This window comes from Bacteroidetes Order II. bacterium (assembly GCA_016788705.1).
Taxonomy (GTDB): domain Bacteria; phylum Bacteroidota; class Rhodothermia; order Rhodothermales; family UBA2364; genus UBA2364.
In genome coordinates this window covers 137,859-164,398 of record JAEUSQ010000053.1, presented here as the reverse complement: position 1 = coordinate 164,398, position 26,540 = coordinate 137,859, and the positions used below count along the sequence as shown (strand labels likewise).

The following is a 26,540-nucleotide window of genomic DNA, read 5'->3' as shown; positions in this document are numbered from 1 at the left end:
GAAGCCTTCAATAACGGCTACCAATTCCAGGATTATCCGGTGGCAGCTTGCTATGTCGTTGGGTAGTTCCATTGAAACACAAAAATAAACTATTTTTCAATGCCCGATAACAATTTTGGAATCAGGCTAACCAGTTACTTTTTGAAATCAAATTCTGGTGTCAAAACTAACAAATCAGGAAAATCAGTTTGCTCCCAATCAGAATATTCGTTTGAAGGCATATTAGATAAAAATAATTTTAATGACTTTATAACTCCTTGTTTGATTTTATCATGTTCTTCTATCAAATAATAGTACGCATTAACCTGACCTTTATTTGTTTTGAAACCTTCATGGGATGCTAAGTCATTTTTTATTCCAATCCAAAATCCCACTTCTTCTTTTCTTTCTGTACATTCATAATTGTTCCAATACCCCATCCATTCAGGTAATTCGACAAGAACACTACCATCAAAGTATGATGTTCTATTTATTTTAGTTTTGCTAATTTGAATATTTGGTATTGAATTTTGCATCATTGCCTATTGCAATTTCATTATCTAAAAAAGTAAGTTATTTTAAGTAGCAGCTAATGCTATATAGCTGGCAAAAACAAATTTGGAGGAATTCTGTATATTCAATACATTGTTGTATAATGTTTTGCTTTATTTTTTTATTAAGCATCGTGTCCAATAATCTTAATACAGCTTTGGCAATACTAATGTCAAGAAATTCTTCAAGTGCTCTTTCATAATATTCATTGTAGGCTTTATCATAGCCTAATTGACTATAGTGAAAAACAATATTATTAAAAGCAATTTTCTTGCATGATACTTTTCTTGAATACAGTGATGTAAAAAACATTTATCAATCTTTATGTGCTAATCATGAAAAATTACAGCTTTAGGATATGAAATAAGTTCTGTGAATTTTTTAGTATTTAATTTTTACATCTTTTTTCTATACTCTGTTGCAATTTTTCGTTTCTAAAATTGTGAAATTATTAGATAAATAAGGTGTTATTAGGCTATTGAAAGCTAAATTACTTGACTAATTATTGGACTATTATAAATCATTTAATTTTTTTTGTCACTCTTTGCAAGGTTTAATTTTGTATTTTTAATTGCTTTTATAGGCTATCGAAGGATTTTCGAGTCACCTTGGTATTGGGGAAATAATAGGACAAAATTTCCTGATAAGTTTTCCCTTGCTCGGCCATACGCTTAGCACCCAACTGAGATAAACCCACGCCATGTCCTGCACCACGGCCTTTGGCTATATAGAACCCTTTTTCAACTTGCATTTCGAAGCGCAGGCTTCTAAGACCTCCTTCGCGAAAAAAACGACTTATCTGTGCCCGAACCTGATTCGCGGGAATTCGTTTTCCGGTAACTAAGGCGTACTTCCATCGTCCGCTGGCATCTTTTTCCGTCCAAGCTAAGGAAGAAACTGTGCTGCCATATAGTTTACTAAGATGAGCGTGCAGCGTAGGTACCTCTGCTTGAACCGACCATTCTGAAAAAGCGTTATTGTTGTCGAATGGATCGGGCCTGGGGACAAAATAGGGGAGTGGATCGCTGTGCCAAAGGGTGCTATTTGTGGCGATATAACCACCATTTGATGCCGAAAAAAGGGCCTCGATGGGTTTGTTTTGCCAGAAAATCATTTCATTGGTCGTTTCGGACACTGCCTTTTGTGCTGCTGAAAAAGTTACTGGATTGATTCTAAAAACTTGGGTGGCTTCTGTATCACCCATGTTTTTTCCTTGGGTGGTGATGAGATGCCGATAGGCATAAGTGCGGGCCAATACCGCTTGGGCTTTTAAGGCTTCCATCTGAAGGAATGGCATTTCGGCAGAGACGACACCGGCAAGGTATGTGGTATGTGCCACATTCAAGGTCAAGGAGAGTTGTTTATTTACCGCTTGAATGGTCAAGGTACCCGCAAAAGGCAAGCGTTGATCGGTAATTTGTACCTCCAAAAAGTTATCCGCTTCAGGAATCAGCATAACACGGTGCCCGGTAATATAGCCATATTGGGTGATCAGGGCTACCAATCCACGCTGCAACAAGACGTTTATCCGAGTATTGGCGTGCAACCTCCGAGCTTGGCCATCAACCACTAAAACCAATCCCTTTCCTGTTCCAAAAACGTGGAGCGAGCGTAAAAAATGATCTGAAAACAGTTGTACGTTAATACCTGTTGTACGATTTGGTACTGGGATGACGGGTACTCCGATAGGAAATAGATGGTAAATAAGGGCCGTAAAGCAAAGGGTGGTGATCAGAAGGTGGTGCATGAAAACCTTGGCTTAGAACCCGAAAATTAATTCTGTTTTAAAAAAACTGACATTTGGCGTGCGCTGGTAGGTCTCGTGTATCGCCTGAAACCTTACTGAAATATTGCGGATTGGTTCGTAGGACAAGGAGGCCAAAGCCGACCAGCCGTCATCGCGGGTGCCGGCCAGAAATTGCTTTTTCCCCGATGCAAGTTCTTCGCCTGTTTGTAAGCCATTATTGGGGTCTCCCCCCACATTGACTAACTTTCCGTTGGCGTGCGTGTAGTTTTCCCCTCTACGGTTATAGGAGAGGGAAGCCTCGGCCCGAATCCGCTTGGGGAACCATATTTTGGCAGCAATTTTCCATTGATCGGCATTGGGACCGATGGAGTGCCCAAGGGTGGTCTGGTTGTGCTGATACGCATTGTAAAAACTACCTTGATAGGGAAAACGGTGGGTGTAGGTGAAGGGGTCTATGCGGGTATAAGCCAAAGATGCTAAAATATTATCGGCAATATGTGCTCCAACCCCTGTTTGAAAAGCCCATTTAACATTATAGGAGTTTTGCCCTATTTTGGTTAGGATCATGTCGTCCACCAACAGGGAGGCATAGGCTTCTATTTTGGGGGCCGGACGTACCACAGATTCAAGGGCAAATAGGCTGTTATCGCGGTCACCAAGTGCGTGTTCGGAGGTGACAACGGGATTAAAGGGGTTTAAATAGGCCAGTTCGGGACTGCGGAGACCATAAACAACCATCTCGTAGAAGGAAAAGTTGAACCGAGAGGAGGGCTTGATGCTTAGACGGTGCATGGCCATATACCGTTGGGGCGAAACCAAGCGGCCAAAATCGGGCTTATCGGGGTCGTATTCCCAATTGGCACGATCCGCCAGATTGGCATGAATCATCTGATATTGAAAAGATTTTGTCTGGAATCCAATTCTTACAAAGGCGTAATAGTCATTTCGGCCACCCAAGATGATCGGCTCGGAAAAAGAGGCTCCTTGAATGAGCCGTTCATTGGCCAATTCTACAAAAAAGGGTTTTTTTGCTAAACGAAGGGAGACACTACTCCGGTCGAAGCTCCCGATGGGTGGGTCATAATAAAGGATATAATACAATGTATTTAACTGGGGATCATATTTTTGGACCCGTGTATTGCCCAATAATTGTACGCCATCGAAGGTACCGGAATAAAACCCAAACCAATCTTTATAATGCCCCTCAATGATGAGTTCTGGAACCAATGCAAAACCACCCATTGCTTCGCCATCCGGATTTGCGCCGCGCAGTTGTGCCGATGCATGACCCTGTACGGCTGTTCGCCAGTCTTCTGTTTTTTTGTAGAACAGGAATTTCTCGGTATCTTTCCCCATTGGAAAATGCAAGCCCACTTTACCCCCCTCATTCCCCTTTTTGGGAACAATCATGGTTTCGATGGCGGTTGATGGTTCCAGGAATTCTTGGCGAAAGGTTTGCAACCAAGACCATGCGGTTTTCCCCAAGCGGTTTCGCTCGCCTTCGAGTGTTTCCAAATGTCTGATAATCTCGTCCCGGGCAATGGGCCTTGATTCGTGTAGGTATCCGGGGAGCAAGCCATGTACCCGTTGTAAGTGCAAAAAATCATAAATTTCGTGCTCTGCGGGAACGATTTCCGGCTGAGACAATGCCATAAAAGGCGTTATAAAAAGGGTTATCCCCCAAAAGAATAAAGACTTCATGCAAAACCTGTGTGGATATTTGGATTCCGGATTATTTTATTAGATTGACTTGGGCAGGCCAAAGCTTGCCCTTGAAGGGAGGAATAATGGGTAAAATATACGGGCTTCTTGGCCGTCAACGTTGAAAAAGCCACATTTTTTTGTATGATTTAGCACGCCGTGAGCCGTAGAACCGAACTTATTTTTCTGCTGATCATTGATACCATCGCCTGTTTGGGTGCGGTTGTTTTATTTTATCATGCCCGTTTTGAATGGGGATTGGTAGATCGGCCTATTCAACGTCCGCCCAGCGTTTTAGTACCCGCCGTGATTTTTACCGTTTTCTGGCTCACGCTTTTTACATTTGCAGGATTGTATCGTTCCCGATTTGCGGCTTCTCGTTTCGATGAAATTATCTCGGTCTTTAAGATCGTTACATTTGGCATCCTTGTATTGTTTTTTTTGATTTTCATTGACCAATTGGATGCCCGTAGTGGACGTTTGCCGATCATGGTGTACTGGCTGTCTATGGTGGGTTTGGTGATCTTGGGCCGGATGATTCTTCGAACCATACAAAAAGCGCTCCTCTTGCGTGGCCTCGGTACCCATAATACCCTCTTAATTGGTCGCGAATCACTTCTTTTGGAATTTACCGAAGAGTTGCAAAAGTACCCTCAAGCGGGTTTTAAGCTAATCGGTGAAGTACGGGTGGACGAGCAAGAATGCGCCATGCTCTATTTGCAAGAGAAAGCGGATTGGCCGATAAACGACCCCATCGCTGCTTTACCAGAAATAATAGCCAGAAAAAACGTACAGGATGTGGTATTAGCGCTTGGTTCGCAGGATCATTCGGTACTTAATGAGGTCTTGCGCATCTGCGATGGATTGCCAGTGGCCTTGAAGTTGGTTCCAGATTTCTACAGCGTAATTGGCGGAATGGCGCGGACAGAACACATGTATGGCCTACCATTGATTGAAGTTTATCCTGAGCCGATGGCCGCTTGGGAAGAAAGCACCAAACGGTTGATTGATTTTCTTTTTTCCTTGAGTGGTTTGTTGGTGCTTTTACCCTTCATGTTGCTGATCGCAGTTTTTATTAAGGTCACTTCCTCGGGGGCAGTCATCTACCGTCAGAAAAGGGTTGGTCAACACGGGCGCGAATTTACCATGCTAAAATTTAGGACCATGCGGGTTGATGCCGAAGCCGCAACGGGGCCTGTATGGGCCAGCGCAGATGATGAACGATATACCCCGATTGGGCGATGGCTTCGTAAACTCCGTCTGGATGAATTGCCTCAACTCTGGAATGTCTTGTTGGGGCAGATGTCATTGGTGGGGCCACGGCCGGAACGGCCTTTCTTTGTCGAAAAGTTAGCGCGTGAAATACCGCTTTATGGCCGAAGACACCGGGTAAAACCAGGTATTACCGGATTGGCCCAGGTGAAGTGGAAATATGACGAGACTGTAGAAGATGTGCGCCAGAAAGTGAAGTACGACTTGTTCTATATCGAAAACATGAGTTTAAAACAAGATATTTCTATTCTCTTCCAAACCCTTCGTACCGCCATTATGGGAAAAGGACAATAGGAAATGGGCGGGTTTCCATAAAATGTACTTCCTTCTTGAAATTCACTACATCCATGTCGTACTTTGAAAAGGCTTTTAGCCGATGTTTCGGCTTTCCCAATATGCATTGAACCCCTAAGTCCAAAATTCCTATGCAAAACGAAATTCATAAGCAGCGTCTGTTCTTGGGCGCGTGTTTATCATTGGTTGCCACTTCGGTGTCATTTGCCGTTATTGGTGCAAGTATGGGACCGCTTAAGACCCAATTTATGTTGTCTAACCTCCAAATCGGCATGATTGGTGGGGCAAACCTTTACGGATTTGCCATTACACAACTCATCTTTTCCCCCTTGTGCGACACCCTTGGAATGAAGCGCCTGCTCCAATTGGCCTTTTTGGGGCATTTGTTAGGCGCCTTGAGCATGATTTTTGCGGGTGGATTTGGCCTATTATATACCGGAGCACTTCTTATTTCGATGGGCAATGGCTTGGTTGAAGCGGCTTGTAATCCATTGGTTGTGGCTTTATACCCAAATGATAAATCGGTAAAACTGAACCAATTTCATGTTTGGTTTCCGGGTGGAATCGTGATTGGTGGTGTCTTATCCTTCGTATTAGATGAGATTGGTATTACGGCTTGGCAGGTAAAAATTGGTTTGATTCTGGTGCCAACGGTGATTTATGCCTTTCTTATGTTCCGCGAAACGTTTCCTAAAACCGAAGCATCGGCGGCGGGTGTTTCGCTTGGCGAGGCTTTTCGCGAAACCTTACGCGCCCCCGTGGTGAGTGTTGGGCTATTGATGGTGGGGATGGTGATCATGATGCTCAATAACATGGGCATTCTACAAGTTGACGCCCAGGTTGTGAACTGGCTTTTCTTGGGTGCGTTGGTTATCTCGGTGGTGATGGGGGGCATGGCTTGGTTTGCTGGGCGCAAGTTGGAGGTATTGATGCTGGTGATGCTAATGGCAATGGCCATCACGGCTTCTTCTGAATTGGGGCCGGGCCGCTGGGTTCCGGCAGTATTGGAGTCTGGTGGGATGGACGGAATTTTGGTATTGGCATGGATCAACGGTCTGATGGCTATCTTACGATACAATGCGGGTGCTTTTGTACATCGTTTTTCGCCGACGGGTGTGTTATTGATTTCTGCGGTACTAACGGTGGTAGGTTTGTATTGGCTAAGTGCCGCCGAGTCGTTGATGATGGTCTTGCCGGCGGCCACCGTCTTTGCATTTGGTGTGTGTTTCTTTTGGCCAACGATGCTGGGGTTCGTGTCCGAGCGCGTCCCCAAATCAGGTGCATTTGGCTTGGGATTGATGGGTGCTGTTGGAATGGCGGTCACGGGCTTGTTTACCGCGCCACAAATGGGTGCAATTGCCGATCAATACCTACACGAGAAACTAACGCCAACCGAGGTGATGGGGGTAATTAGCGAAGCAAAATCCACCTTTCCAGCACTCATAGACCAAGCACAAGGCCCGATTAAGGAAGAGGTTCGTAAGGCTTTGGGTGATGCCGAGGCGGTCGAAGCAGCCTATCAGTCGGCGGGTAAATTACCGGAAGGTAAAACGGCTGGCGCTCTACGAGAAGTCATAGCACAAGGTGGAACGGGTGAGGCTGCAAAAAAAGCAAAAGCTGTTTTGAATCCCGCAGATAATTATGGCGGCAGAATGGCTTTTCGTGCGATTGTTCCTTTTACCGCTTTATTGATCGTGGTGTTTGGCTTTTTGTATTGGCAGGACAAAAAAAGTGGTGGTTATAAGGTGGAAAAACTTGCTGCAACGTCTTAATCTTGACAAATGATGCGTAAACTAAACAGGAAAATTCGTTATGGCATGGTGGGCGGTGGTCCAGGCGCTTTTATTGGCAATGTCCACAAAATGGCGGCAGCCTTAGATGGTGAAATTGAATTGGTGGCGGGCGCGTTTTCGTCCAATCCCGAAAAGTCTCGGCAACGTGGTGTGGAGTGGTTCTTAGAAGCCGATCGGGTGTATGGCTCGTATCAGGAAATGGCCGAGAAAGAGGCAAACTTGCCAGCAGGAAAACGGATAGATTTTGTGGCGATTGTCACCCCAAATCATACCCACTACGACATCGCAAAAACTTTTCTCGAAGCCGGGTTTCATGTGATGTGCGATAAACCATTGGTGAATACCATTGTAGAGGCCGAAGATTTGGTGCGATTGGTGCAGGAGAAGAACTTGCTTTTTGGTCTGACCCACAATTATACCGGATACCCAATGGTGAAGCAAGCTCGGGAAATAGTACGAATGGGTAAACTTGGTGAGATCCGAAAAGTAGTGGTGGAATATCCGCAAGGTTGGCTCGCTACATTGGTGGAAGCGACTGGGTCTAAACAAGCCGGATGGCGTACCAATCCTCAGCAAGCGGGTATTTCGTCTTGTATTGGAGACATCGGAACCCATGCCGAAAACTTGGCGGAATACATAACGGGTCTTAAAATAAAATCGCTTTTGGCAGACCTGACCACGTTTGTGGAAGGACGCTTATTGGAGGATGATGCCAATATGCTGGTCCGATTCGAGAATGGTGCAAAGGGAGTTCTATACGCCTCGCAAGTGAGTGTGGGCGAGGAAAATAACCTGAGGATTCGTGTATATGGAACCGAATCTGGATTGGAGTGGCATCAAGAAGAACCGAATAAACTCTGGCTGAAGTATCCCGATCGGCCAGCAGAGTTGATGCGACGCGGGAATGGCTATCTTGGCGAGCAAGCTACACATTTTAGCCGCATTCCAGCTGGGCACCCAGAAGCTTTTATCGAGGCATTTGCCAATCTTTACCGTTCGTTTGGGCGTTGTATCCGCGCAAGACTCGAAGATAAAAACCCCAATCCCAAAGACTTAGACTTCCCGACTGTTCAAGATGGTCTGCGAGGGGTCAATTTCATCCACAAAGCGGTTGAGTCTGGCAAAACGGGCCAATGGGTTGACCTTTAACCTTCTGGAGCATTCGCGAGAATGCTCCTTCTCTTTTTTGCCAAAGTCGTGCTTCCTGTTAAGACCTTGTTCGTAATGAATGAAAAGGCTTGCATGAATTCGCCTTTTGCAATACTTTGAAAACTCGGAAAACAACTATACAGATCCCTACCTAATAATTATATGGTCATTGGTGTCCCAAAAGAAACCGCCGGGGGCGAAACAAGGGTAGCCCAAACCCCTGAAACGGTTGCTAAACTCAAAAAACAAGGTTTTGACGTTATCGTGGAGCGTGGGGCCGGGGCAAGCAGCTATTTCCCGGATGAAGCTTACGAACAGGCAGGCGCCTCGCTTGGTATGGCAGAACAAGCCCTTGGGGCCGATTTTGTTGCTAAGGTAGCTGCGCCTAATGCAACAGAACTGGCCCAAATGAAAAATGGAGCCGGACTTATTTCCTTCCTGCGCCCGCTAGACGATCTGGAAACCGTCCGACAATTGGCTGCAAAAGGCATTACAGCCTATGCGATGGAGCTGGTACCCCGTTCCACCAAAGCACAAAAAATGGACGCCCTCTCGGCGATGGCTTCTATTGCTGGATATAAAGCCGTTTTGTTGGCGGCAGAGGTGTTTCCGCGCTTTTTTCCATTACTAACCACTGCTGCTGGAACGATTAAACCAGCCAGTGTACTGGTTTTGGGGGCTGGAGTGGCCGGACTCCAGGCGCTTGCCACCGCACGGCGTTTGGGTGCTGTCACAGCGGCCTATGATGTGCGGGCTGCCGCTGCCGAAGAAGCCAAATCCCTTGGTGCCAAATTTATTGAATTGGATTTAGATACCACCGATGCCGCTGCTTCAGGAGGCTATGCCGCTGCACTTAGCTCCGATCGCGCCGAGCGCCAAGTTCAGCTGCTTGCAGGACATATTTCCAAAATGGACGTTGTCATTACAACCGCCCTTATTCCTGGACGTAAAGCACCCTTGCTGATTTCAGAAGAGGCGGTTAAAGGCATGACTCCCGGTTCTGTTATTGTAGATATCGCTGCACCCAATGGCGGAAACTGTGCTTTAACTGTGCCCGGCGAAACGGTTATCCGGCATGGGGTTACGATTATCGGCTCCATGAACCTTCCTGCTGGAATGCCTTTCCACGCCAGTCAACTCTATGCCCGTACCATTCTTGCTGGTGTGGGGGAACTCGTGAAAGACGGGACCTTCCGGCTCGATTTTGAGGACGAAATTATCAAAGGCTGCTGCATTACCCACAATGGTCAGGTGGTACACGACCGGGTAAAAAGCCTTCTCTGAACCCATGTAAAACCTTAACAGATTATGGAATTAAATGGACTTGTCACCCTGATTGTGGTGTTTACCTTAGCTTCTTTTGTTGGAAAAGAACTTATTGGTAAAGTGCCTACTATGTTGCATACCCCCCTTACGTCGGGTGCAAATGCAGTCTCTGGCATCACTGTCATCGGTGCATTAATTGCAACTGGCATGGTTCAAAGCCCTATCACAAAATGGATTGGATTTGCGGCCCTCATTTTTGCCATGATCAACGTGGTGGGGGGCTATATGGTGACAGATCGTATGTTAGAAATGTTTAAGAAGAAAGAGGACTGAGTGCAGGCTAAACGGGTTTCTGGAAGGCTTGGTTTTGCAATAAGGTTCTTTTGCCTGCAACTTCCAAGGTTGACTACGAGACCTGTTATACTGTCTAACGAATCGCTCTTCAGTTTGGCATTCATTTTTTGTAAAAAATACTCTTATGGCAGACCTAAAACTGGCCCTTATTAATCTCGTTTACCTTGTTGCGGCTTCCCTATTTATTATGGGACTTAAACGGTTGGGCAGTCCGGCAACTGCACGGGGCGGGAATCAACTTTCGGCTGTTGGTATGTTGATTGCAATCGTAGCCACGCTGTTTTACCAACAAATCCTAAACCCTGTTGAGATGCTTGTGGGGCTGTTGATTGGTGGGATGATTGGGCTATATTTGGCAAAAACCGTAAAAATGACGGGGATGCCAGAGATGGTAGCCCTGTTAAATGCGTCAGGGGGGGTTGCCTCCTCGCTAGTGGCTGTGGCGGAGGTTGAACGGTATGCGTCTATCGGACAAGCGATTCCGCCGCTGGATATATTCATTGTAATCCTTACCATCTTAATAGGTACGGTGACGTTTTCGGGCAGTATCATTGCATGGGGAAAATTAAGCACCAAAATGTCTGGGAATCCCATTCTCTTCCCTGGGATTCGGGTCTTGACCTTGCTGATGTTTCTTGGTGTGGTTGGATGTTGGGTCTTTATGTACCAAGGGATGACTACGTTTACGATAGATCAAACCCCCGTCCTATATGCCGCCATTCTGGCCAATGTGTTTGCGTTTGCTTTGGGCATTTTGTTGGTGATCCCGATTGGTGGCGCTGATATGCCTGTGGTGATTGCCTTGTTTAATTCGTACTCTGGTCTTGCTGGTGCTGCTTCTGGTTTCCTCATTAAAAATGATGCTCTAATTGTCGCTGGTGCATTGGTGGGAGCTTCAGGTATTATTCTTACCAAAGTGATGTGCGATGCCATGAATCGTTCGTGGTTGAATGTGCTGTTGGGTGGATTTGGGGGAGATAGTGCCGCAACCGGTAGCCGTGACTTCTCTCAGGCAACCGTAAGACAAACCACTGCCGATGATGCGGCAATCCTGATGAGTTATGCCCAAAAGGTCATTGTCGTGCCGGGCTATGGGCTGGCGGTTTCTCAAGCCCAACACCAAGTGCGTGAATTGGCAGATTTGCTACAAGAAAAAGGTGTAGAGGTGAAATTTGCCATCCACCCCGTTGCTGGACGGATGCCCGGGCATATGAACGTTCTCCTCGCTGAAGCGAATGTCTCTTATGACCTATTGGTGGACATGGACGACATTAATCCGGAATTTGAACAAACTGACGTGGTACTCATCGTGGGTGCAAACGATGTGGTGAATCCGGCGGCCAAAAATGATCCTTCCAGCCCGATTTATGGGATGCCTATTTTGGAGGTGGATAAGGCCAAAAACACCATTGTGATGAAACGTTCTATGAAGGCTGGGTATGCAGGTATCGAAAATGAACTGTTCTTCTCTCCCAAAAATGCCATGCTTTTCGGAGATGCAAAAGCAACCCTTTCGGCGCTGATTTCAGAAGTGAAAACGGTCTAAGACGGCAGAAAAAATCTTATACAAAAGGTCGGTCTTTTAAAAGGCTGACCTTTTGTATATGACAAACGATCATGGAAATACCCTCCATCGAGCGTCTTATGTGTGGGTATAAGTGGTATTTGTCAAATTAATATATGTTTACATTCTATGTAATATCTACTTTTTCTCCTATTGCCTCTTCCACAAAATGATGAAGAAGGAAGGTTTGTTCGGCGCCAAGTTTTTGTCCGTATTGGCTGAAGAGATACAAAAGCAGTGCTGCCACCAATAAGGCCGGATACACCCACAACATGGCCGGAAATATTTTTAATAAAAAGGCTGTAATAACATAGCCCGTGAGGAAAAAAAACGAAAATCCAATGATTCCATATCCGACCGCAAAAACCTGCCATACATCCTGACTGGGGCCATAAAGCCCATGAATAATCGTCCCTTTTTCGTGGGGATCGAAGTTTAGATCGAGTTGTGGGGACCAAAAATGGTATTCCGGACCTTGTGGTATCCGAAGTAAAATGTGATCTTTATAGCGTAGCCCTTCAATTTTGTTTGTCAGGTCCAGTTTTTCGTAGATCCGTTCCTGGAGGGCTTCTGGTTTTAAGGGGGAAATGGCTTTGATCTTGGGACGAATACGAACGCTGGTCATATTTTGTGCAAGTTGTAGAGGATAAAATATTGGGATAAGGTGAATTTAAAGATAGTGTGTAGCGTGCTCTTTCGCAAGAGGCTTCTGAAAATTGGTTCTTACTGGGGGCCGCCTATGCTGAAGGAGGCTTGTCTATGCCAATGGGGTGCTGTGGATACAGGTCTGAAATTGGCGTAATTAGCTGATGGTGTCTGATAGATTGGATGTAGAGGAACGGCCTAAATTAAGTTCATAGAAGCGAAAAAAATCTGCAACTTGCATTTCGGATTGTGGTATATACCTCTATCTCAATCACCCTTTTATCATACAAAGATGAAAAAAATTAAACCCCTTATCTGGACCATCCTTGTTGGGTTGGTACTTGTATTTTTTAACATGCCAGTACTCAACTATGGGTATTACGGTTTGCCCTTCCTGCTTCTATTGCTTACGTTATTATGGATGGTTGTCTCCTTTCCGGCCTCCAGTCTCAAAATGGAAGGGAAAGAGCTGAGATTTGAGAAAAATACAAAATTTAGCAAGACCCCCCTTTGGTTAATGTTGGGCTTGGTCTTTTATGTGGTAGTCTTGCCCTTTATTACCAGTTCCCCAATGTTTCATAGTAGTAGCTATCGCAACCTGATCGGTGACGTTAAAACAGGGGCTAATTTGTCTCAGCATATGGCGCCTATTTCGCTGGAAAAAATCCGCGTGGTGGATCAATCGCTGGCGTCTCTTTTAGGAGATAAGGTATTGGGGGCACAACCCGCGCTGGGAAGTCAGGTGGAAGTGGGGACGTTTAACATCCAAAAAGTTCGGGACGAATTATACTGGGTTGCGCCCTTGGTGCATTCTGGTTTTTTTAAGTGGATGAGCAACCGAGAAGGAACTCCCGGTTATGTGATGGTTTCTGCCACAAATGAGCGTGATGTAAAGTTGGTTCAGAAAATGGGTTCGGAGGATGTCCGTATCAAAATACAGCAGAATGCTTATTTTTTTGATGATCTTGAACGTCATTTGTACTTCAGTGGCCATGTTACACACGGACTTACAGATTACTCTTTTGAAATTGATGACAATGGCCGTCCATTTTGGGTGATTTCTAAATTTGCAAAACGCATTGGTTTTTCGGGGGAAGATGTGGTCGGTATTTTGGTCGTGGATGCCAAAACTGGGCAAATCTCGGAATACGATATTGCCAATGCACCCCAATGGGTAGATCGTATTCAGCCACAAGATTTTGTAACACAACAACTCAACGACTGGGGTGAATATGTGAATGGCTATTGGAATTTCTCGAACGAAAACAAACTGCAGGCCACGGAGTCGCCCTTGTTGGTTTATGGCGAAGACAATAAGTCTTATTGGTACACGGGCCTCACCTCGGTCGGTCGGGATGAATCCACCAATGGCTTTGTTTTGGTAGATACCCGCACCAAAAAAGCACATTGGTATCGTCAGAGTGGTGCAACGGAATTCGCTGCCCAGAATTCGGCAATGGGGAAGGTGCAGGAGAAAGGATATTCGGCCTCGCAACCCATTCCATACAACATCAATAACATCCCCACATACGTGATGACCTTGAAGGATAATGGGGGCTTGGTAAAAATGTATGCCATGGTTGCGATCGGAGATTATACCATCGTGGGGACGGGTAATTCCTTACGGGAGTCATTGATGTCGTACAAGAGTGCCTATAATATGGCGGGCAATAAGATCAACCCAGAGTCCATTAGTAACCGATCGGTAACTAAATCGGTTCTTACGCGAATTAGCAGTGACATTAAAAATGGCAATAGTTTTTATTATTTCACAGTAAAAGACCTGAACAAAATCTTTGTGGGTTCCTCGCAACTATCTAACGAGTTGCCCATCTCTGTCCCTGGAGACAGTGTGGAGATCAGTTTTGATAACGATGCGCAGGAGATTGTGGACGTGGTTTCGTTCAATAACAAAAAATTGGGCAAGCAGTAATTGGGTATTATTGTTCCAAACCCTAAAGAAAAGGGCCGGGTATTTGGTATCCGGCCCTTTTCTTTAGGGTTATTTCTTTGGGATTTTGGCTTCTACCCTTTGGATAGCAGCCTCCATTTTTGAAAATGGGACATCTGGATCCAACTGTTCTTCTCCACTAAAGTCGCCATAAATGGTCAGAACCATCGTGGGTGTGCCCGGAATATCTACGGCATTTGCCAGCCGAATATCGGTAATAATTAAGGGTGCCATCACATCTCGTGCCATACAGTCTTTAAAAGCAATCAGTGGAATTTTTAGCGAACGGGCATATTCTTCCATCTTTGGCAATGGGTTTTGTAACCTGCGCCAATCGGCCTGTTGGTTAAATAATTTGCCCATCATGCCTTCAAATCCGGCCCGCCCTGCAATTCCCCCTGCGCAATAGGCGGCCTCGGCGCCATGAAATCCGCGCATCAATCTTGGGATGACATACGCACGGAAGATAAAATTCGCTTTTCCTGTTTTAATAAATTGATTCTTGAGCGAATCTAAGCGGGTTTCATAGAACCACTTACAATCTGGACAGGCAAAATCAGCAAATTCATTGATATAAACCTTGGTGGTATCATTGCCATACATACGCGCCAAGTCGGCTTTTCGGATTAATTCCCGGTCTTTTACAAAGGGATCGGTGTTGCCCGTTTGTGCCAAAACCGAAAGGGGGAATAAGAAATAGCATAGAAGGAATAATCGTTTGTGCATGATCTAAAGCGTAAAAGCTGAATAAATTTGTAAATTCATCGGAATAACCCAATGTAATGCGGAAGTAGTATATTTCGTTTACAGCGCAATAAGTTCCCTAAAACCTGAAAAAGACCAAAATGCCAACCTTGATTCATTATGCCATTCCGGCATTTATCCTCCTCATTCTCCTCGAAGCTTTTATTTCTGCCAGAGAACAATTACACCTGTATGAAACCAAAGACACGGTAGCCAGTTTGGCTATGGGGGTTGGAAATGTATTGGTGGGGCTGCTGACCAAAGGCTTTTTTTTGGGCGTGTATTTTATGATGTACGAATTCCGGTTATTTGACTTGGGACATGCGTGGTGGGTTTGGGTTTTGCTCTTCTTTGCAGATGATTTTACGTACTACTGGCTCCATCGGTTTAGCCACGAGAGCCGGATTTTGTGGGCTTCTCATGTTGTGCATCACTCTTCTCAAAAGTATAACTTAGGTACCGCACTGCGACAAACATGGACAGGCTCGTTTTTTAGTGGCTGGTTCTATATTTGGCTCCCCCTGCTCGGTTTTCATCCACTAATGGTCTTGACGATGAGTGCAATTAGCCTAATTTATCAATTCTGGATCCATACCGAGGTGATTCGTAAAATGGGGCCATTAGAATGGATATTAAACACCCCATCTCACCATCGTGTACATCATGCCTCGGATGCGCAGTATTTAGACCGAAACCATGCGGGGATGCTCATCATTTGGGATAGGATGTTTGGAACTTTTGTACCAGAAAAAGAGCGCCCCACTTATGGCCTCACAAAAAATATCTATACCTATAATCCCGTTCGGATAGCCCTTCACGAGTGGCAAGACCTTTTGGCAGATGTCTGGAATGCCCCCGGCTGGCGGGCTAAGATCGGATACCTTTTTGGCCCGCCAGGTTGGAAGCATGATGGAACAGGGATCACTTCTGAGGAATTAAGGAAACGATCCAAATTTCAATAACTATTTTAGAAGCGTCATTTTTCGGGAGAGAACGCCTTCCGATGTTTTGAGACGGTATAGATAGGTGCCGCTTGGTAGGTCATTGGACATAAACTGCACGTTAAAATGCCCTGCTTCCTTCTGTTGGTTCACAAGTGTCCGAACCAAGCGTCCATTAAGGTCAAAAACCTGAAGATTCACCCACCCTGATTTGCGGAGGGTAAAGCGGATCGTGGTTTCCGGATTAAATGGATTGGGATAATTTGGGGCAAGGCTGAATTGTTGTGGCAATGGTTCTTGTTCCACCGGAACTATTTGGCGCTTTTGGATTTCGAGGTTATCTGCCATCCACCCCCAGCCATCTAAGGTTCCGGAAGGATTCAGCAATTGAAACCGAATATTGATTTTATCACCAGCCTTAAAGGTCTTAAGTAGATCTATTTTTTTTCGCTTGATCAAAGATGGTGTCCCGTTGGCTTTATTGCTGTATGCGGCTCTCCACTCGGTGTAGGCACTGCTATTTACGCCGGATGCCAGTGCAACCCAGTTTTTTCCATCTTTACTTCCCTCTGGCACCACATAGCCACCAAATTCAAAGTCCGGATATTTAGATCCGGTTGTACCTGGCCTTAGAATCGCAATTTCGTCATATTCCATAAACGCTTCGCTGCTGGTTCCGGCAACGGTGATTTTGTTGGTCATCTGAAAAACGTAGTTGCTTCCTGGAGCGATCGAGACTGGATGCGATGTATGAATGGCACGGCCCATAAAGCCCGTGGCAGTGGAAATACTAAAGATGGCATCGCCATCCACCGAGCCTGGAGTAAAAAAGAGGCTGTTGGACTCCGGCGTGTCGAAGTCGGTTGCGATGCCAGTGAGTAGTGCACCAAATGGACTTAGGCCTGTGATACTTCTGGTAAGTTCTAAACTTTTGCGGCCTTTGAAGACCCGAATAGTCATGGTCAAAGATTTCGCCGTAAGGTTATTCAGGTCTGGAGCAAGCAAGACCCCAGGTTCGTTTTTAGGGTACGTCCCTACTTTGGTCTGGTTTACAAAAACCCAGGTGGAGTCATAGACGGTTCGTAGAACAAATTCGGCAACGGGAGGCTCGCCTGTAATCTGACCAAATGTTTTAATCACGGGCGGTTGGAAGGAATGTGTAAGTAATGCTGGGATTTTAACCGACCATACGCCACGACCGTGTGTGCCCAGAACCACCTCGTCATCCACAACTTCCATCGTCCAAATGGCTACTGCCGGGAGGCCATTGTCGGCATAGTGCCATGTTGTCCCGTTGTCGGTAGATTCAAAAAGCCCGATCTCCGTTCCGACCCATAAGGTTTCGGGAGCATGGGGCAATACCAAAAGCGAATAAACGGCCACATTGGGGAAACCATTGTTGCTGAGGGTGCCTGTGCCAAACCCTGAAATATCTTCCCACGTTTTTCCTAGGTCGTTTGTTCGTAGTATCTTAGGTGCATTAGAAATCGAATAAAGTGCGTATGCAGTAGAGTCTTTACTTGGGTGGGTGGCAATAGAAGAAACATTGCCCAAGGTGGTGCTATATCCAGAAACAACTGCGTACGAGTCGCCGCCATTTGTCGAAACATAGAAGTTACGTCCGCCCGTAATTCCATTTCCTGTCCAGATAATATTCGGATTGGCAAGAGAGACACGCACATCTGCCCCGCTCCAATTCCATCCCTCACCTGGCTTTTTTGCTTCCCAATTGGTTCCAAAATCATTTGAGCGCCAAACACCCGTGGAACCCACCGCAAATATCCGATCTGGCAATTGTGGACTATTGGCAAGGAGAGAAATAAATGGCCCCTTGCCTTGTCCGCGGTCGGTGAGATTAGACAAGGATTGGAAAGAAGCACCGCCATTCACCGATCTGCTGACCCCATTGTATTGCGAAGCACCAATCATCATTTTGGGATCTGCTTGATGCCAGAGGACTTCGAACCCGTCCCCAGACATGGCATTCACCCAAGGCGTTGTGGCCTCCGCATTGTCGTTAGAAAACCATGTTCCATTATCTTGCATACCGCCAAAATAAGCTTGAACCAAAGGTTTTTTTGAGGCACCATAAAACTGGGTGGACTGAATGCCATCGAATTGAATCCAATTGTTGCCAGCGTCATTCGAGAGCGCGATGCCGCCGTCATTGGCAGCCAGCAACCTAAACGTATTTCCAGAGGCTTTGAAGGGCACTAAAAGGTGTTGATCTACATGGACATCGGCAGTGGCAGAAGGGGCAATACAAGCCGACCCGAAATAATTCTGACATCCCGCTCCACCATATCCACTGGTTAGGTGGGTCGTCAAAAACGTATTGCCGGAGGGATTAATGGTGAGGCGAACAATGTCTATCCCTCCTACAAATACTTCGTTTTTATCCAACGGACTGACCGCAATGGTATTATCGTACCAGCCCTGATCGCCCATCCAATTGGCTTTGAGGTTTCCAGAGACCCGCTGATAGGTGGCTGCATTCCACGTTTGAGCCCCATCACGGCTAATCATAAGCCTAGAATCGGATTCCTTGGTATTGTTCACCGTTACAGAAACCACGACGGCAGCATAGACCAAACTTGTGTCTTGGGCCGTGGTGGCTATTTCCATCCGCCCAAAACCATCGGTAATGCCAAACTCGGTCTTGGTCCAGGTTTCTCCTTTATTCACCGACTTATACACGCCATTTCCATTCCGTGCGGCATATAACGTTTTAAAATTTAATGGGTTGGCCATAAGTTGCTGAACCCATCCCCCCATCACATTTCGCCAAGATATACCGCCGTCAGTCGTTTTAAACACCCCCGTATTGGTTCCGGCGAGTAGGATGTCGGGGTTTTGTGGATCAATCACCAACCGATTGACAAACTTGAAGTCATTGTTTGAAGCCGTTGCCACGAGTTGTTTCCATGTTTCGCCACGATCTTTCGACACAAAAATCCCATCTCCACGGATGGCATCCACATTATTAAATCCTTCTCCGGTTCCTGCATACAAAATGTCGGGATTGGAAGGCGATTGCACCATTGAAATAGTCGCTAAATTGGGCAACAAAGGGGTTTTGTCCGTCCATGAACGTCCGGCATTGGTGGTTTTCCAAATCCCTCCGCCAGCCGTACCTACAAACCAAGTATCACCATTAGGGTCGGCAATGTCCACCACAATGGCCCGCGTCCTACCGGAAATATTAAATGGCCCTCGTTCTTGCCAGTCTAATTTTATAGCGCGTTTTCCCAGAACAAACGGACTGTTCAAAGCACGCGTCAATTCATTTAAGCGGTAGTTTGCGGCATATGCAGGCCCGGTATCACCATCTCGCGTTCTGATCCGCTGGTGCCATTCAAGAAATTGACCAGGCCCTTTTCTCTCGCCCTCTTCTGTTGGCAAGGGGGGACTTGTTGGCCATATGAAATAGATACTTCCAATGAGTGCGGCTATCAATACGCTAGAAAACCAAATTTTATTCGACATAAAAAAGCAAGGTTGAGATGATTGTAGATGCATCTAAAATAGGATAAACGTTCATCTGGAACAAAAAAAGCGAAGTCTAAGACCTCGCTTCTTCATCAAACGCCAACCTGGCTTAAGGTGCAAAGTCAGAATAGATGGTAACAACCGTATTGGCATTGCCAATGTCAAGCCCTACGGCCACACTGTTTTGATCGCCTGTTACTTCGACAGAATGGATACAATAACCCCTGCTGGCGGCGGTAAGCGGATCATCGAGAATGCGGATATTCAACGTGTCTCCATATTCTTCATCGAATGAATCCATTAAGTCGCTGTATAAGGCGCCACCTCCAGCAATGATCAGGGTATCGGCCTTGCCATAGTCCTCATCTGTCCATAAGTTTCGGATGGCCGATGCAATGACGTTCCGGAAATAGCGCTTCAGGACCAATTTTCGGATTTCGGTAATATCAATTCGCTTACGGTTCAGCATAGTGGATCCGGACTGAAAGGCCACATCAAATTGATGCTCGGTTCGTAAACCCAGATAATAACTTTTCGAAAGCTCTTTCATACAATCATCCACTGCATATCGTATTCCTTGGGCCGAAATCATGGTTCGTTGCACAATGCCAGACTTATTGCTGAGGCAAGCTTCAAAAGTACCATATCCGAGGCTTACCATAAAGAAAGGTTTATCTCTAAGTTCATCCGAGTTACGAGCTGCTTTTACACAACCATAAATTTCAGGAATGATTTCTGTTTTGGCAACCGCAACCGATCGGAACTGGCGCGTTGAACCACCAAAAGTGGACGGGGCATATTCAATCCGGTGTGTACCCGTAATAAAATCAATGGCCGCCTGACGGTTCATGTTATAGGTGGAAAACGGGAAGCCCGAAGTAAGGACGATCGGTTCATCACTGAGGCTGGAGGCCAAAAGCAAGCCAGATTGTACCAAGAGGCGGTAGTCCAGTTCATGGGGTGAACTATTGATTGCTTTGTGCGGATTTATGCCTTCGGAAAGCGCCAATTGTCCGATGATGTAGCCCGTCTGATCGGAATATATTTTCATGCCTTGCAGCAAGTCCGAGGCAACGTTTACTAGATCACCATTATGGGTTTCATAAACACTAGGAAAAGGGTATGTGATCAACATGGGGATTTCTTAACGGTTTCGTGGAGGGAGTGTGACATATCGGTTTTGCTCAGAAGGTAAAAAGCTATTATCGTTTTCCACCTGATTCTATCTTGCTTAAGACAACCATCGGGGTGGGAGTAACATTTTCGGGTAATTGGGTAAAGTGCATTCGGGCACTCTTTAAGTCAGATTCTTCAAAAGTAGCCGTTTGTACTTGCGCCATGATCATGTTTGCACCATCTAGTTTCACCTGTTCCCACTTTGCAAGATGCAGGTTGGCTTCCGTCAGTTTTGCATGACGGAAATCACAACGGGAAACAGAGCTTTCGCTTAGCTGAGCGTTTTTTAAATCGGAACGTTCAAAGCTACACCTGAAAAGTCGTGCCTTTTCCAGATTAATTTGTCCCATAAACGCCTGATCAAACGATGAAGCCTGTATTTCTGCTTGCGAGAAGATGGCTTGTTCCATCGAAGCCCCTTTGAAATTTACTTGTTGCAATTTGATGCGTAGGGCTTTCGCGCCCGTCAACAAGGTCAGCGCAAACTGAGACTCCTGAATATCCGCATGGGAGAGTTCCGCCTCGGCCAGATTGGCCTCCTGAAAAAGGGAATGCTGAATCCGGCACTCAGAAAAATCCGCTTTCCATAAATCGGCGCGTTGGAAATTGCAATCCGACAAGGCATGATGATTAAATTGAGCAAAAGCCAACTTGCTGCCACTCAAATTTATTCCGCGCAATTCGCATTGCTTAAAAATAAGCATCTGACCGTTGATTAACTGGAGGTTTGCTTGTTGCAAATTACTGTGTTCAAAGACTGCTCCCTGAAGATCGCTCCCCTGAAAATCCGTATAGGGTGCCTCGACTTGTGCCAGTTGGGTTTCTCGCAACGATATGCCACGCAGTTTGGCAAGATGTAATCTTACCCTTGTTAGAATGGCTCCTTCAAAATTCGTGCCACCTAACTGCGATTTTTCGAACGAAATATCACGTAATGTAGCACCTTGAAAGAAAGAGTTGGTCAGGTCACATTCTTCAAAGGTAATTTTTTGTAAGACCTGATCTCGGAAGTTCATTCGCTCCATTCTGACCTTTTCAAAGCGACATTGGCTTAATTGTGCTTTTTTGAAAGTGGTATCGGTAAGGTTTGCGCCTGAAAAGGTACTTCCTGTGAAATCAGGAAACCAAAACCGGCAATTGCTAAAATTGGTTTGAGAAAGAAGTGCTTGTGGAATTTTACAGTCAAAAAAGGTTGCTCCGGCAAACTGTGTTTTTACACAAGAAACTCCTCGAAAATGGCAATCCACAAAGTGCGCGAGTGGGAATTTCGTTTCCCTAAGAATCGCTTCTTGAAATGATACGGATTCAAAACTTAGGGCACTTCCGTCTGCCTCATCAAGGTGCGCTTTATCAAAAATGGTGTGGTTAAAGCGAACATTCTTAAAGGATACCCGCTCTAAACGGGCTTCTCTGAAATTGGTTTGGTGTAGTTCATTATGGCTAAAAGTGGCATCTTTGAGGTCTGTGTATTCAAAAATGGTCGCTTTCAGATAGAGATTGTGCAGTTTTGCATGTGGTAAGGTGGCATGAACAAAACTGGCTTCGTTCAGATTGGAGGTGCTAAAGGTTACATTGGTCATTAATGCCATCTCAAAACATGCCCCGCTTGCCCCACACTGGTCGAAGTGGCTTCGTTCCATCTGGGCATTGCGGAAACTGCTTTTTCCCAGATTACATGCTTTGAAAGAAGCATTGTTAAGGTGTGCATGTTCAAACTGCGAACGTTCTAAATTGCATTGAAGAAAGTTTGTATGATCAAATCGTGCATGGCGAAGGCTTGCTTCTTGAAAACTACACTGATTAAGAGATGCGAAACTGAAATTTGCTTTTTCTAAATTGGTATTGTTCAGGACAATGTGCGCCAATTGGGTATGCTGGAGGTCTATACGCTGAAGATTGGCGCCAGACAAGCGGGTGTGAAGCAAATTTACATTTCGCAATAAAGCACCGGAAAGATTGGCATTTTCCAAATTGGCTTTTTGCAAATTGCAATCCTGAAAATTACATTCCGATAAATCTGCTCCACGAAAATCAAACCCTTGAAGGTTAAGGCCAGACAAGTTGGCTTTTACGAGGCAGGCCATCCTAAAATGGCCAAAAAGTTTTTTTGCTTTATTAAGCTGAAGTTCGGTGCAATCGGTTTTCTCACAGGAAACATCTACCATTTCTGCCCCATCGAGCAAGGTTCGTTTCAGGTTGGATTCATCTAAGTTCACTTGATTGATCAAGGCCGAGGACAAGTCCGCAAATTCGAGGTCTGTCCGCAAGAGTGAGGCGCCCGTCAGATCCGCCTGAACCAAAGTGGCGTGTTTTAGGTTTGCTTCGTCCAATTTACAGCCGCGCAAATCGGCCCTGTCCAATAGGGCTTCTTCTAAATTAATGCGCCATAGGTTGGCGCCCTTTAGGTTAGCACCACGTAGATTGGAGTGTGACAAATTGGCGTTATGGAGGGAGGCATTCTGGAAGTTAGCACTCTCAAGATTAGCACCCCGTAAACTGGTGCCGAGCAGACTGGCATGGCGTAAATCGGCTTTTTCCAGATTCATGCCATCCAAAACCACATGATCAAAAACTACATTGGGCATCGAGACCCCTTTCAGGATCACACCTGCCAGCTTTGCCTTGGTCAAATTGGTACGCTCAATGAGGGAGCGGGTAAAGACGGCTTGGGCCAGATTCGCGGATTCCAAATTTACGCCCCAAAGGTGACAACCCTGAAGATTCGCCCCTTCCAAGTTGGCTTCGTTTAAATTGGTAAAAGCAAATCGTACCCCAGCCATATTACAAAAGGTGAGGTCTGCACTGTGAAAGTTGGAATGGTTGAGTCGAGCTTGGGTGAAAACAGCATCTCTAAAGCGTGTCCGGTAACAAGTAACGTGTTCCAAGAGGGCTTCGGTCATATTCACCCGTTCAAACTCGGCATAAGACAAATCGGTACCACTTAATAATGCTCCGGATAAATTGGCATCATGGAGCTTAGCTGCGCGGAAATCGGATTTTTGAATACGGGCTCCTTTCAGGTTGATACCAATCAAGTTGGCATTCACCAAAGAAATTTCGTCCAAAATAACACCTTCTAAATTGGCCCCTTGCAGATTTACACCCGTAAGAATAGCGCCATGCAGGTTGGTGTTTTTTAGGTTGGCACCCCGCAAATTGGCCCCCGTAAGGTTGGTTTTTTCCAGATTGGCCCCCATCAGATTAACAGAAGTGAGGTCTAAGCCTGCCAGATTGGCCTCTCGAAGATCTGCATTTGAAAAATCTGTCTGGTCAATAAGGCAAGCGTGAAGATCCACTTGGCATAAACTGGCATTCCGGAAAGTGGCTGCACGTAAATTCGCAGACCCGAAATTGCAGCGGTCTATCTGGGCATAGTCGAAATTGGCATACTGGACATCTGCATTGATGAGCTTAGCCTCGATAAGAATGGACTTTTCAAACAAGGCACGCTTGGCGGAGACTCCGGAAAGAGAGGCTTCCTGAAGGTTGGCATCTGAAAATTGTGCTTCTTCTAAAGTGGCACCATCTAATCTGGCTTCTGAAAGATCTGCCTCTTTAAACAAAACCTGGGATAAATTTAGCCCTGCGAGGTCCCTTTTATGAAGGTCTGTGGCCCTCAGATCTAACTTTTTCCCCAAGCGTTTCATGGAGGAAGACGCCAGCCATTGTGTATGTTGCCATGTGGCTATACGCAATTGGATGTTCGAGATTTTTTTCTGAACAGACATGGTGACGGGAGAAAATGTCCATTTTTAGTTGCTCAGCAAAATGGACAAGAGGAACGATGGAAATATTGGTTGGTAGCGGATGCACTAAAATACAACAAAAGATTCCAGATGTGAAAAATGACTCGTGAAATTGTATTTTTAGTTAAAAGAATCCGATAAGAGGCATGGTTTGGGGTAATAGGTGGGCTAGAAAGGGTTGGTATTTTAATAAATATCCGTAATATGGCGATACCTGTAATTAAACGGTGTATTATGATTCAAAAAACAAAGCACTCAATTCGTATGGTCATTTCGGGTAGATGGTTTAGTGAACCTTGGTTTTGGGTGGCCTTGGGACTGCTTTCTTTTTGGTTGTTACAAGTGGCGCATGGTCCAGAACTTCGGGTAACCTTGCATGATATACTTGATTCGGATGTGGCCATTCGCAAAATTCTTACCGAAACTGGTGGATGGTATCGGTGGGAGAGCAATGCCGTACTACCCATGATCATGAATGGTTTACCACGAAATATGATTGATCTATCAGGAATAAATCTGATTAATTTATTATTTGTGTTGTTTTCGCCTTGGACAGCATTTGTTCTGGCCATGCTTTTGGTACATGGGGTGGCCGGATGGGGAGCATATAAACTTTCAGGTCTCTTTCTGGAGGGTGAGTCTATATATAGGGTGCTGATTAGCTGGGGTTTTGCGTTTTTACCCCATTATGTACTTTATGGTTGGACAACAGCGGGATTGCCATGGCTGATTTGGGCAACCGTTTCTTTTTTAGCATATCAAACGCCAACCCAGAAGCAATTTTGGAAATTTGCATCCGTATGGATCGGTTATGCGTTCGGAGCACACTTTATTTTATTTGGATCTTTTGTTTGGTTGGGCATGGTGGCAATCGTTGGTTGGGGGGTATATACCAAAAGGCCCATGTGGAGGCGTATGGCGGGGGTAACAGGTGGGGTATTTGTTCTTTTTGTAGTACAAACTTCGCATCTTTTAAAGAATATGGGTGATGCAAAATTTGTTTCGCACCGGACAGGGTGGAATTTACTGTTTCAGCACGAGAATTTTGTCCAGGTTGTTAAAGATGCCGGGGTTCATTTTGTTGCAGGTCAGTATCATGCTCCAAGTCTCCATAGCCTTGTTTTGGTGTTATTATTGACCTCTATCTGGGCTTTTCGACGTCAATCTGCCATCGTGAGACCGCTTTCAATTTTGTTGCTTGTTCAGGCTGGTCTTTCTTTGTTGAGTGCATGTTGGTTTTGGGAGGGCCTGATTTCTGTAAAAGAGCAATTAGGTTTTTTTAAAAGCTTTAACGCCGGAAGACTGGCTTTTGCATCACCCGTGATTTGGTTGGTTGGCTTGATTTTAATAACCCGCACTTGGTTGCAATGGAAGCCGCTCTTCAAATCCTATCTCGCTGCCTTTTTGGTAATTCATGTACTTTGGGTGGGCTGGGGAAATGGGATGTTGCGATCAAACATCATGGCTTGGTTGCGGCCCGATTATCAAAATGCTTCATTTCCATCTTGGAACGGATTTTACGCCCCTCAAGACTGGGCTGAGGTGAAAGCAAATATCGGGATACCAACCAAAAATTTTAAGGTGGTTTCCGTGGGAATTCATCCAGCCGTTGCCCAATTTAACGGCTTTTATACATTAGACAGTTACCAGAATAATTATTTCTTAGGGTATCATGCCGCATTTAGAAAGATCGTTGCGCCGGAGTTGGCACTATCTGATAAATGGCGACAATACTTCGATGAATGGGGCAGCCGCTGCTATATATTACCTGCCCATGCGCAAACTTGGAAGTCTCCTTTTTTGGTGCTCAAGAAGAAAGTTAAATCAGCAATGCCTTTGCAACTCGATCATAGGGCATTCAAAAAAATGGGAGGACGGTTTTTGATCGCAGCCTATGAGCTAGACCTTCCTGATGTGTGGCATCTGAGGAAAAAAATTGAGACTTATCAGGCTTGGTACGACCTTTATCTCTATGAAGTGAAATAAATGCTTGATTCACCATTCCTTGATGCTGAATATCTTTATTGGGTTCTTTTTTATACATTCAGACTCTTTTTCCGTACAAATTTGTGGAATCTTAGCGATGTACTTGCTGTTCTATAAATAAAAAGCGAGTATTTTCAGATCACAATTTATAATTGTAAGCCCATTCCCTGCTTTGTCTAAACCTCTTATTC

The 26,540-nt window shown here is 45.4% G+C and carries 17 protein-coding genes; 9 read left to right on the top strand and 8 right to left on the bottom strand.

What is annotated here, in order from left to right:
* Positions 1 to 134: 134 nt before the first annotated feature.
* The 3 genes from JNN12_14230 to JNN12_14220 all read right to left on the bottom strand — a co-directional run bounded on the left by JNN12_14230 (position 135) and on the right by JNN12_14220 (position 3,979).
* Entirely contained in the window at positions 135 to 518 is a 384-nt protein-coding gene (locus JNN12_14230) for a hypothetical protein (protein ID MBL7979492.1), read from the bottom strand.
* A gap of 590 nt (positions 519 to 1,108) precedes the next feature.
* Entirely contained in the window at positions 1,109 to 2,278 is a 1,170-nt protein-coding gene (locus tag JNN12_14225; GenBank protein ID MBL7979491.1) for a SpoIID/LytB domain-containing protein, read from the bottom strand.
* Positions 2,279 to 2,290: 12 nt separating this feature from the next.
* Positions 2,291 to 3,979, bottom strand: a complete 1,689-nt coding sequence (locus tag JNN12_14220; GenBank protein ID MBL7979490.1) for a hypothetical protein — start codon at positions 3,977 to 3,979, stop codon at positions 2,291 to 2,293.
* Positions 3,980 to 4,138: 159 nt separating this feature from the next.
* On the opposite strand from JNN12_14220, the gene JNN12_14215 reads away from it, so the two are divergent.
* The 6 genes from JNN12_14215 to JNN12_14190 all read left to right on the top strand — a co-directional run bounded on the left by JNN12_14215 (position 4,139) and on the right by JNN12_14190 (position 11,653).
* Positions 4,139 to 5,545: a sugar transferase gene (locus tag JNN12_14215; GenBank protein MBL7979489.1), complete on the top strand. Its 1,407-nt coding sequence runs from the start codon at positions 4,139 to 4,141 to the stop codon at positions 5,543 to 5,545.
* A 131-nt stretch (positions 5,546 to 5,676) separates the two neighbouring features.
* Positions 5,677 to 7,317 carry an MFS transporter gene (locus tag JNN12_14210; protein ID MBL7979488.1) on the top strand — a complete coding sequence of 547 codons (1,641 nt, stop codon included), beginning with the start codon at positions 5,677 to 5,679 and terminating at the stop codon, positions 7,315 to 7,317.
* Positions 7,318 to 7,329: 12 nt separating this feature from the next.
* Positions 7,330 to 8,487, top strand: a complete 1,158-nt coding sequence (locus tag JNN12_14205) for a Gfo/Idh/MocA family oxidoreductase (protein ID MBL7979487.1) — start codon at positions 7,330 to 7,332, stop codon at positions 8,485 to 8,487.
* 162 nt (positions 8,488 to 8,649) lie between these two features.
* Positions 8,650 to 9,771: a Re/Si-specific NAD(P)(+) transhydrogenase subunit alpha gene (locus JNN12_14200; protein ID MBL7979486.1), complete on the top strand. Its 1,122-nt coding sequence runs from the start codon at positions 8,650 to 8,652 to the stop codon at positions 9,769 to 9,771.
* 24 nt (positions 9,772 to 9,795) lie between these two features.
* On the top strand, positions 9,796 to 10,086 hold the full coding sequence (locus tag JNN12_14195; protein MBL7979485.1) for an NAD(P) transhydrogenase subunit alpha: 291 nt from the start codon (positions 9,796 to 9,798) through the stop codon (positions 10,084 to 10,086).
* Between the two features lie 145 nt (positions 10,087 to 10,231).
* Positions 10,232 to 11,653 carry an NAD(P)(+) transhydrogenase (Re/Si-specific) subunit beta gene (locus JNN12_14190; GenBank protein ID MBL7979484.1) on the top strand — a complete coding sequence of 474 codons (1,422 nt, stop codon included), beginning with the start codon at positions 10,232 to 10,234 and terminating at the stop codon, positions 11,651 to 11,653.
* Between the two features lie 145 nt (positions 11,654 to 11,798).
* Here JNN12_14190 and JNN12_14185 read toward each other — a convergent pair whose 3' ends face one another.
* Positions 11,799 to 12,296, bottom strand: coding sequence for a hypothetical protein (locus JNN12_14185; GenBank protein ID MBL7979483.1), 498 nt, complete (start codon positions 12,294 to 12,296; stop codon positions 11,799 to 11,801).
* A gap of 312 nt (positions 12,297 to 12,608) precedes the next feature.
* Between JNN12_14185 and JNN12_14180 the strand changes: the two genes are divergently transcribed.
* Positions 12,609 to 14,249 (top strand): hypothetical protein, encoded by a 1,641-nt coding sequence (locus JNN12_14180; GenBank protein ID MBL7979482.1) that lies wholly within the window; start codon positions 12,609 to 12,611, stop codon positions 14,247 to 14,249.
* Between the two features lie 69 nt (positions 14,250 to 14,318).
* On the opposite strand, the gene JNN12_14175 is transcribed toward JNN12_14180, so the two are convergent.
* Positions 14,319 to 14,993 (bottom strand): thioredoxin domain-containing protein, encoded by a 675-nt coding sequence (locus JNN12_14175; GenBank protein ID MBL7979481.1) that lies wholly within the window; start codon positions 14,991 to 14,993, stop codon positions 14,319 to 14,321.
* Between the two features lie 119 nt (positions 14,994 to 15,112).
* On the opposite strand from JNN12_14175, the gene JNN12_14170 reads away from it, so the two are divergent.
* Positions 15,113 to 15,973 (top strand): sterol desaturase family protein, encoded by an 861-nt coding sequence (locus JNN12_14170; protein MBL7979480.1) that lies wholly within the window; start codon positions 15,113 to 15,115, stop codon positions 15,971 to 15,973.
* Here the strand turns inward: JNN12_14170 and JNN12_14165 are convergent, their stop codons facing one another.
* The 3 genes from JNN12_14165 to JNN12_14155 all read right to left on the bottom strand — a co-directional run bounded on the left by JNN12_14165 (position 15,974) and on the right by JNN12_14155 (position 24,345).
* Entirely contained in the window at positions 15,974 to 19,438 is a 3,465-nt protein-coding gene (locus JNN12_14165; GenBank protein ID MBL7979479.1) for a T9SS type A sorting domain-containing protein, read from the bottom strand.
* A 112-nt stretch (positions 19,439 to 19,550) separates the two neighbouring features.
* The gene (locus JNN12_14160) at positions 19,551 to 20,576 is read right to left on the bottom strand and encodes a hypothetical protein (GenBank protein ID MBL7979478.1); all 1,026 of its coding nucleotides are present in this window, start codon (positions 20,574 to 20,576) and stop codon (positions 19,551 to 19,553) included.
* Between the two features lie 67 nt (positions 20,577 to 20,643).
* Positions 20,644 to 24,345, bottom strand: coding sequence for a pentapeptide repeat-containing protein (locus JNN12_14155; protein ID MBL7979477.1), 3,702 nt, complete (start codon positions 24,343 to 24,345; stop codon positions 20,644 to 20,646).
* Between the two features lie 252 nt (positions 24,346 to 24,597).
* Between JNN12_14155 and JNN12_14150 the strand changes: the two genes are divergently transcribed.
* Positions 24,598 to 26,349 (top strand): hypothetical protein, encoded by a 1,752-nt coding sequence (locus tag JNN12_14150; GenBank protein MBL7979476.1) that lies wholly within the window; start codon positions 24,598 to 24,600, stop codon positions 26,347 to 26,349.
* The last annotated feature ends 191 nt before the right edge of the window (positions 26,350 to 26,540 follow it).

Bases quoted from the DNA above. Each gene is read 5' to 3' on its own strand.
- JNN12_14230 (MBL7979492.1), bottom strand. From the start codon at position 518: ATGATGCAAAATTCAATACCAAATATTCAAATTAGCAAAACTAAAATA.
- JNN12_14225 (MBL7979491.1), bottom strand. From the start codon at position 2,278: ATGCACCACCTTCTGATCACCACCCTTTGCTTTACGGCCCTTATTTAC.
- JNN12_14220 (MBL7979490.1), bottom strand. From the start codon at position 3,979: ATGAAGTCTTTATTCTTTTGGGGGATAACCCTTTTTATAACGCCTTTT.
- JNN12_14210 (MBL7979488.1), top strand. From the start codon at position 5,677: ATGCAAAACGAAATTCATAAGCAGCGTCTGTTCTTGGGCGCGTGTTTA.
- JNN12_14205 (MBL7979487.1), top strand. From the start codon at position 7,330: ATGCGTAAACTAAACAGGAAAATTCGTTATGGCATGGTGGGCGGTGGT.
- JNN12_14200 (MBL7979486.1), top strand. From the start codon at position 8,650: ATGGTCATTGGTGTCCCAAAAGAAACCGCCGGGGGCGAAACAAGGGTA.
- JNN12_14195 (MBL7979485.1), top strand. From the start codon at position 9,796: ATGGAATTAAATGGACTTGTCACCCTGATTGTGGTGTTTACCTTAGCT.
- JNN12_14190 (MBL7979484.1), top strand. From the start codon at position 10,232: ATGGCAGACCTAAAACTGGCCCTTATTAATCTCGTTTACCTTGTTGCG.
- JNN12_14185 (MBL7979483.1), bottom strand. From the start codon at position 12,296: ATGACCAGCGTTCGTATTCGTCCCAAGATCAAAGCCATTTCCCCCTTA.
- JNN12_14180 (MBL7979482.1), top strand. From the start codon at position 12,609: ATGAAAAAAATTAAACCCCTTATCTGGACCATCCTTGTTGGGTTGGTA.
- JNN12_14175 (MBL7979481.1), bottom strand. From the start codon at position 14,993: ATGCACAAACGATTATTCCTTCTATGCTATTTCTTATTCCCCCTTTCG.
- JNN12_14170 (MBL7979480.1), top strand. From the start codon at position 15,113: ATGCCAACCTTGATTCATTATGCCATTCCGGCATTTATCCTCCTCATT.
- JNN12_14165 (MBL7979479.1), bottom strand. From the start codon at position 19,438: ATGTCGAATAAAATTTGGTTTTCTAGCGTATTGATAGCCGCACTCATT.
- JNN12_14160 (MBL7979478.1), bottom strand. From the start codon at position 20,576: ATGTTGATCACATACCCTTTTCCTAGTGTTTATGAAACCCATAATGGT.
- JNN12_14155 (MBL7979477.1), bottom strand. From the start codon at position 24,345: ATGTCTGTTCAGAAAAAAATCTCGAACATCCAATTGCGTATAGCCACA.
- JNN12_14150 (MBL7979476.1), top strand. From the start codon at position 24,598: ATGATTCAAAAAACAAAGCACTCAATTCGTATGGTCATTTCGGGTAGA.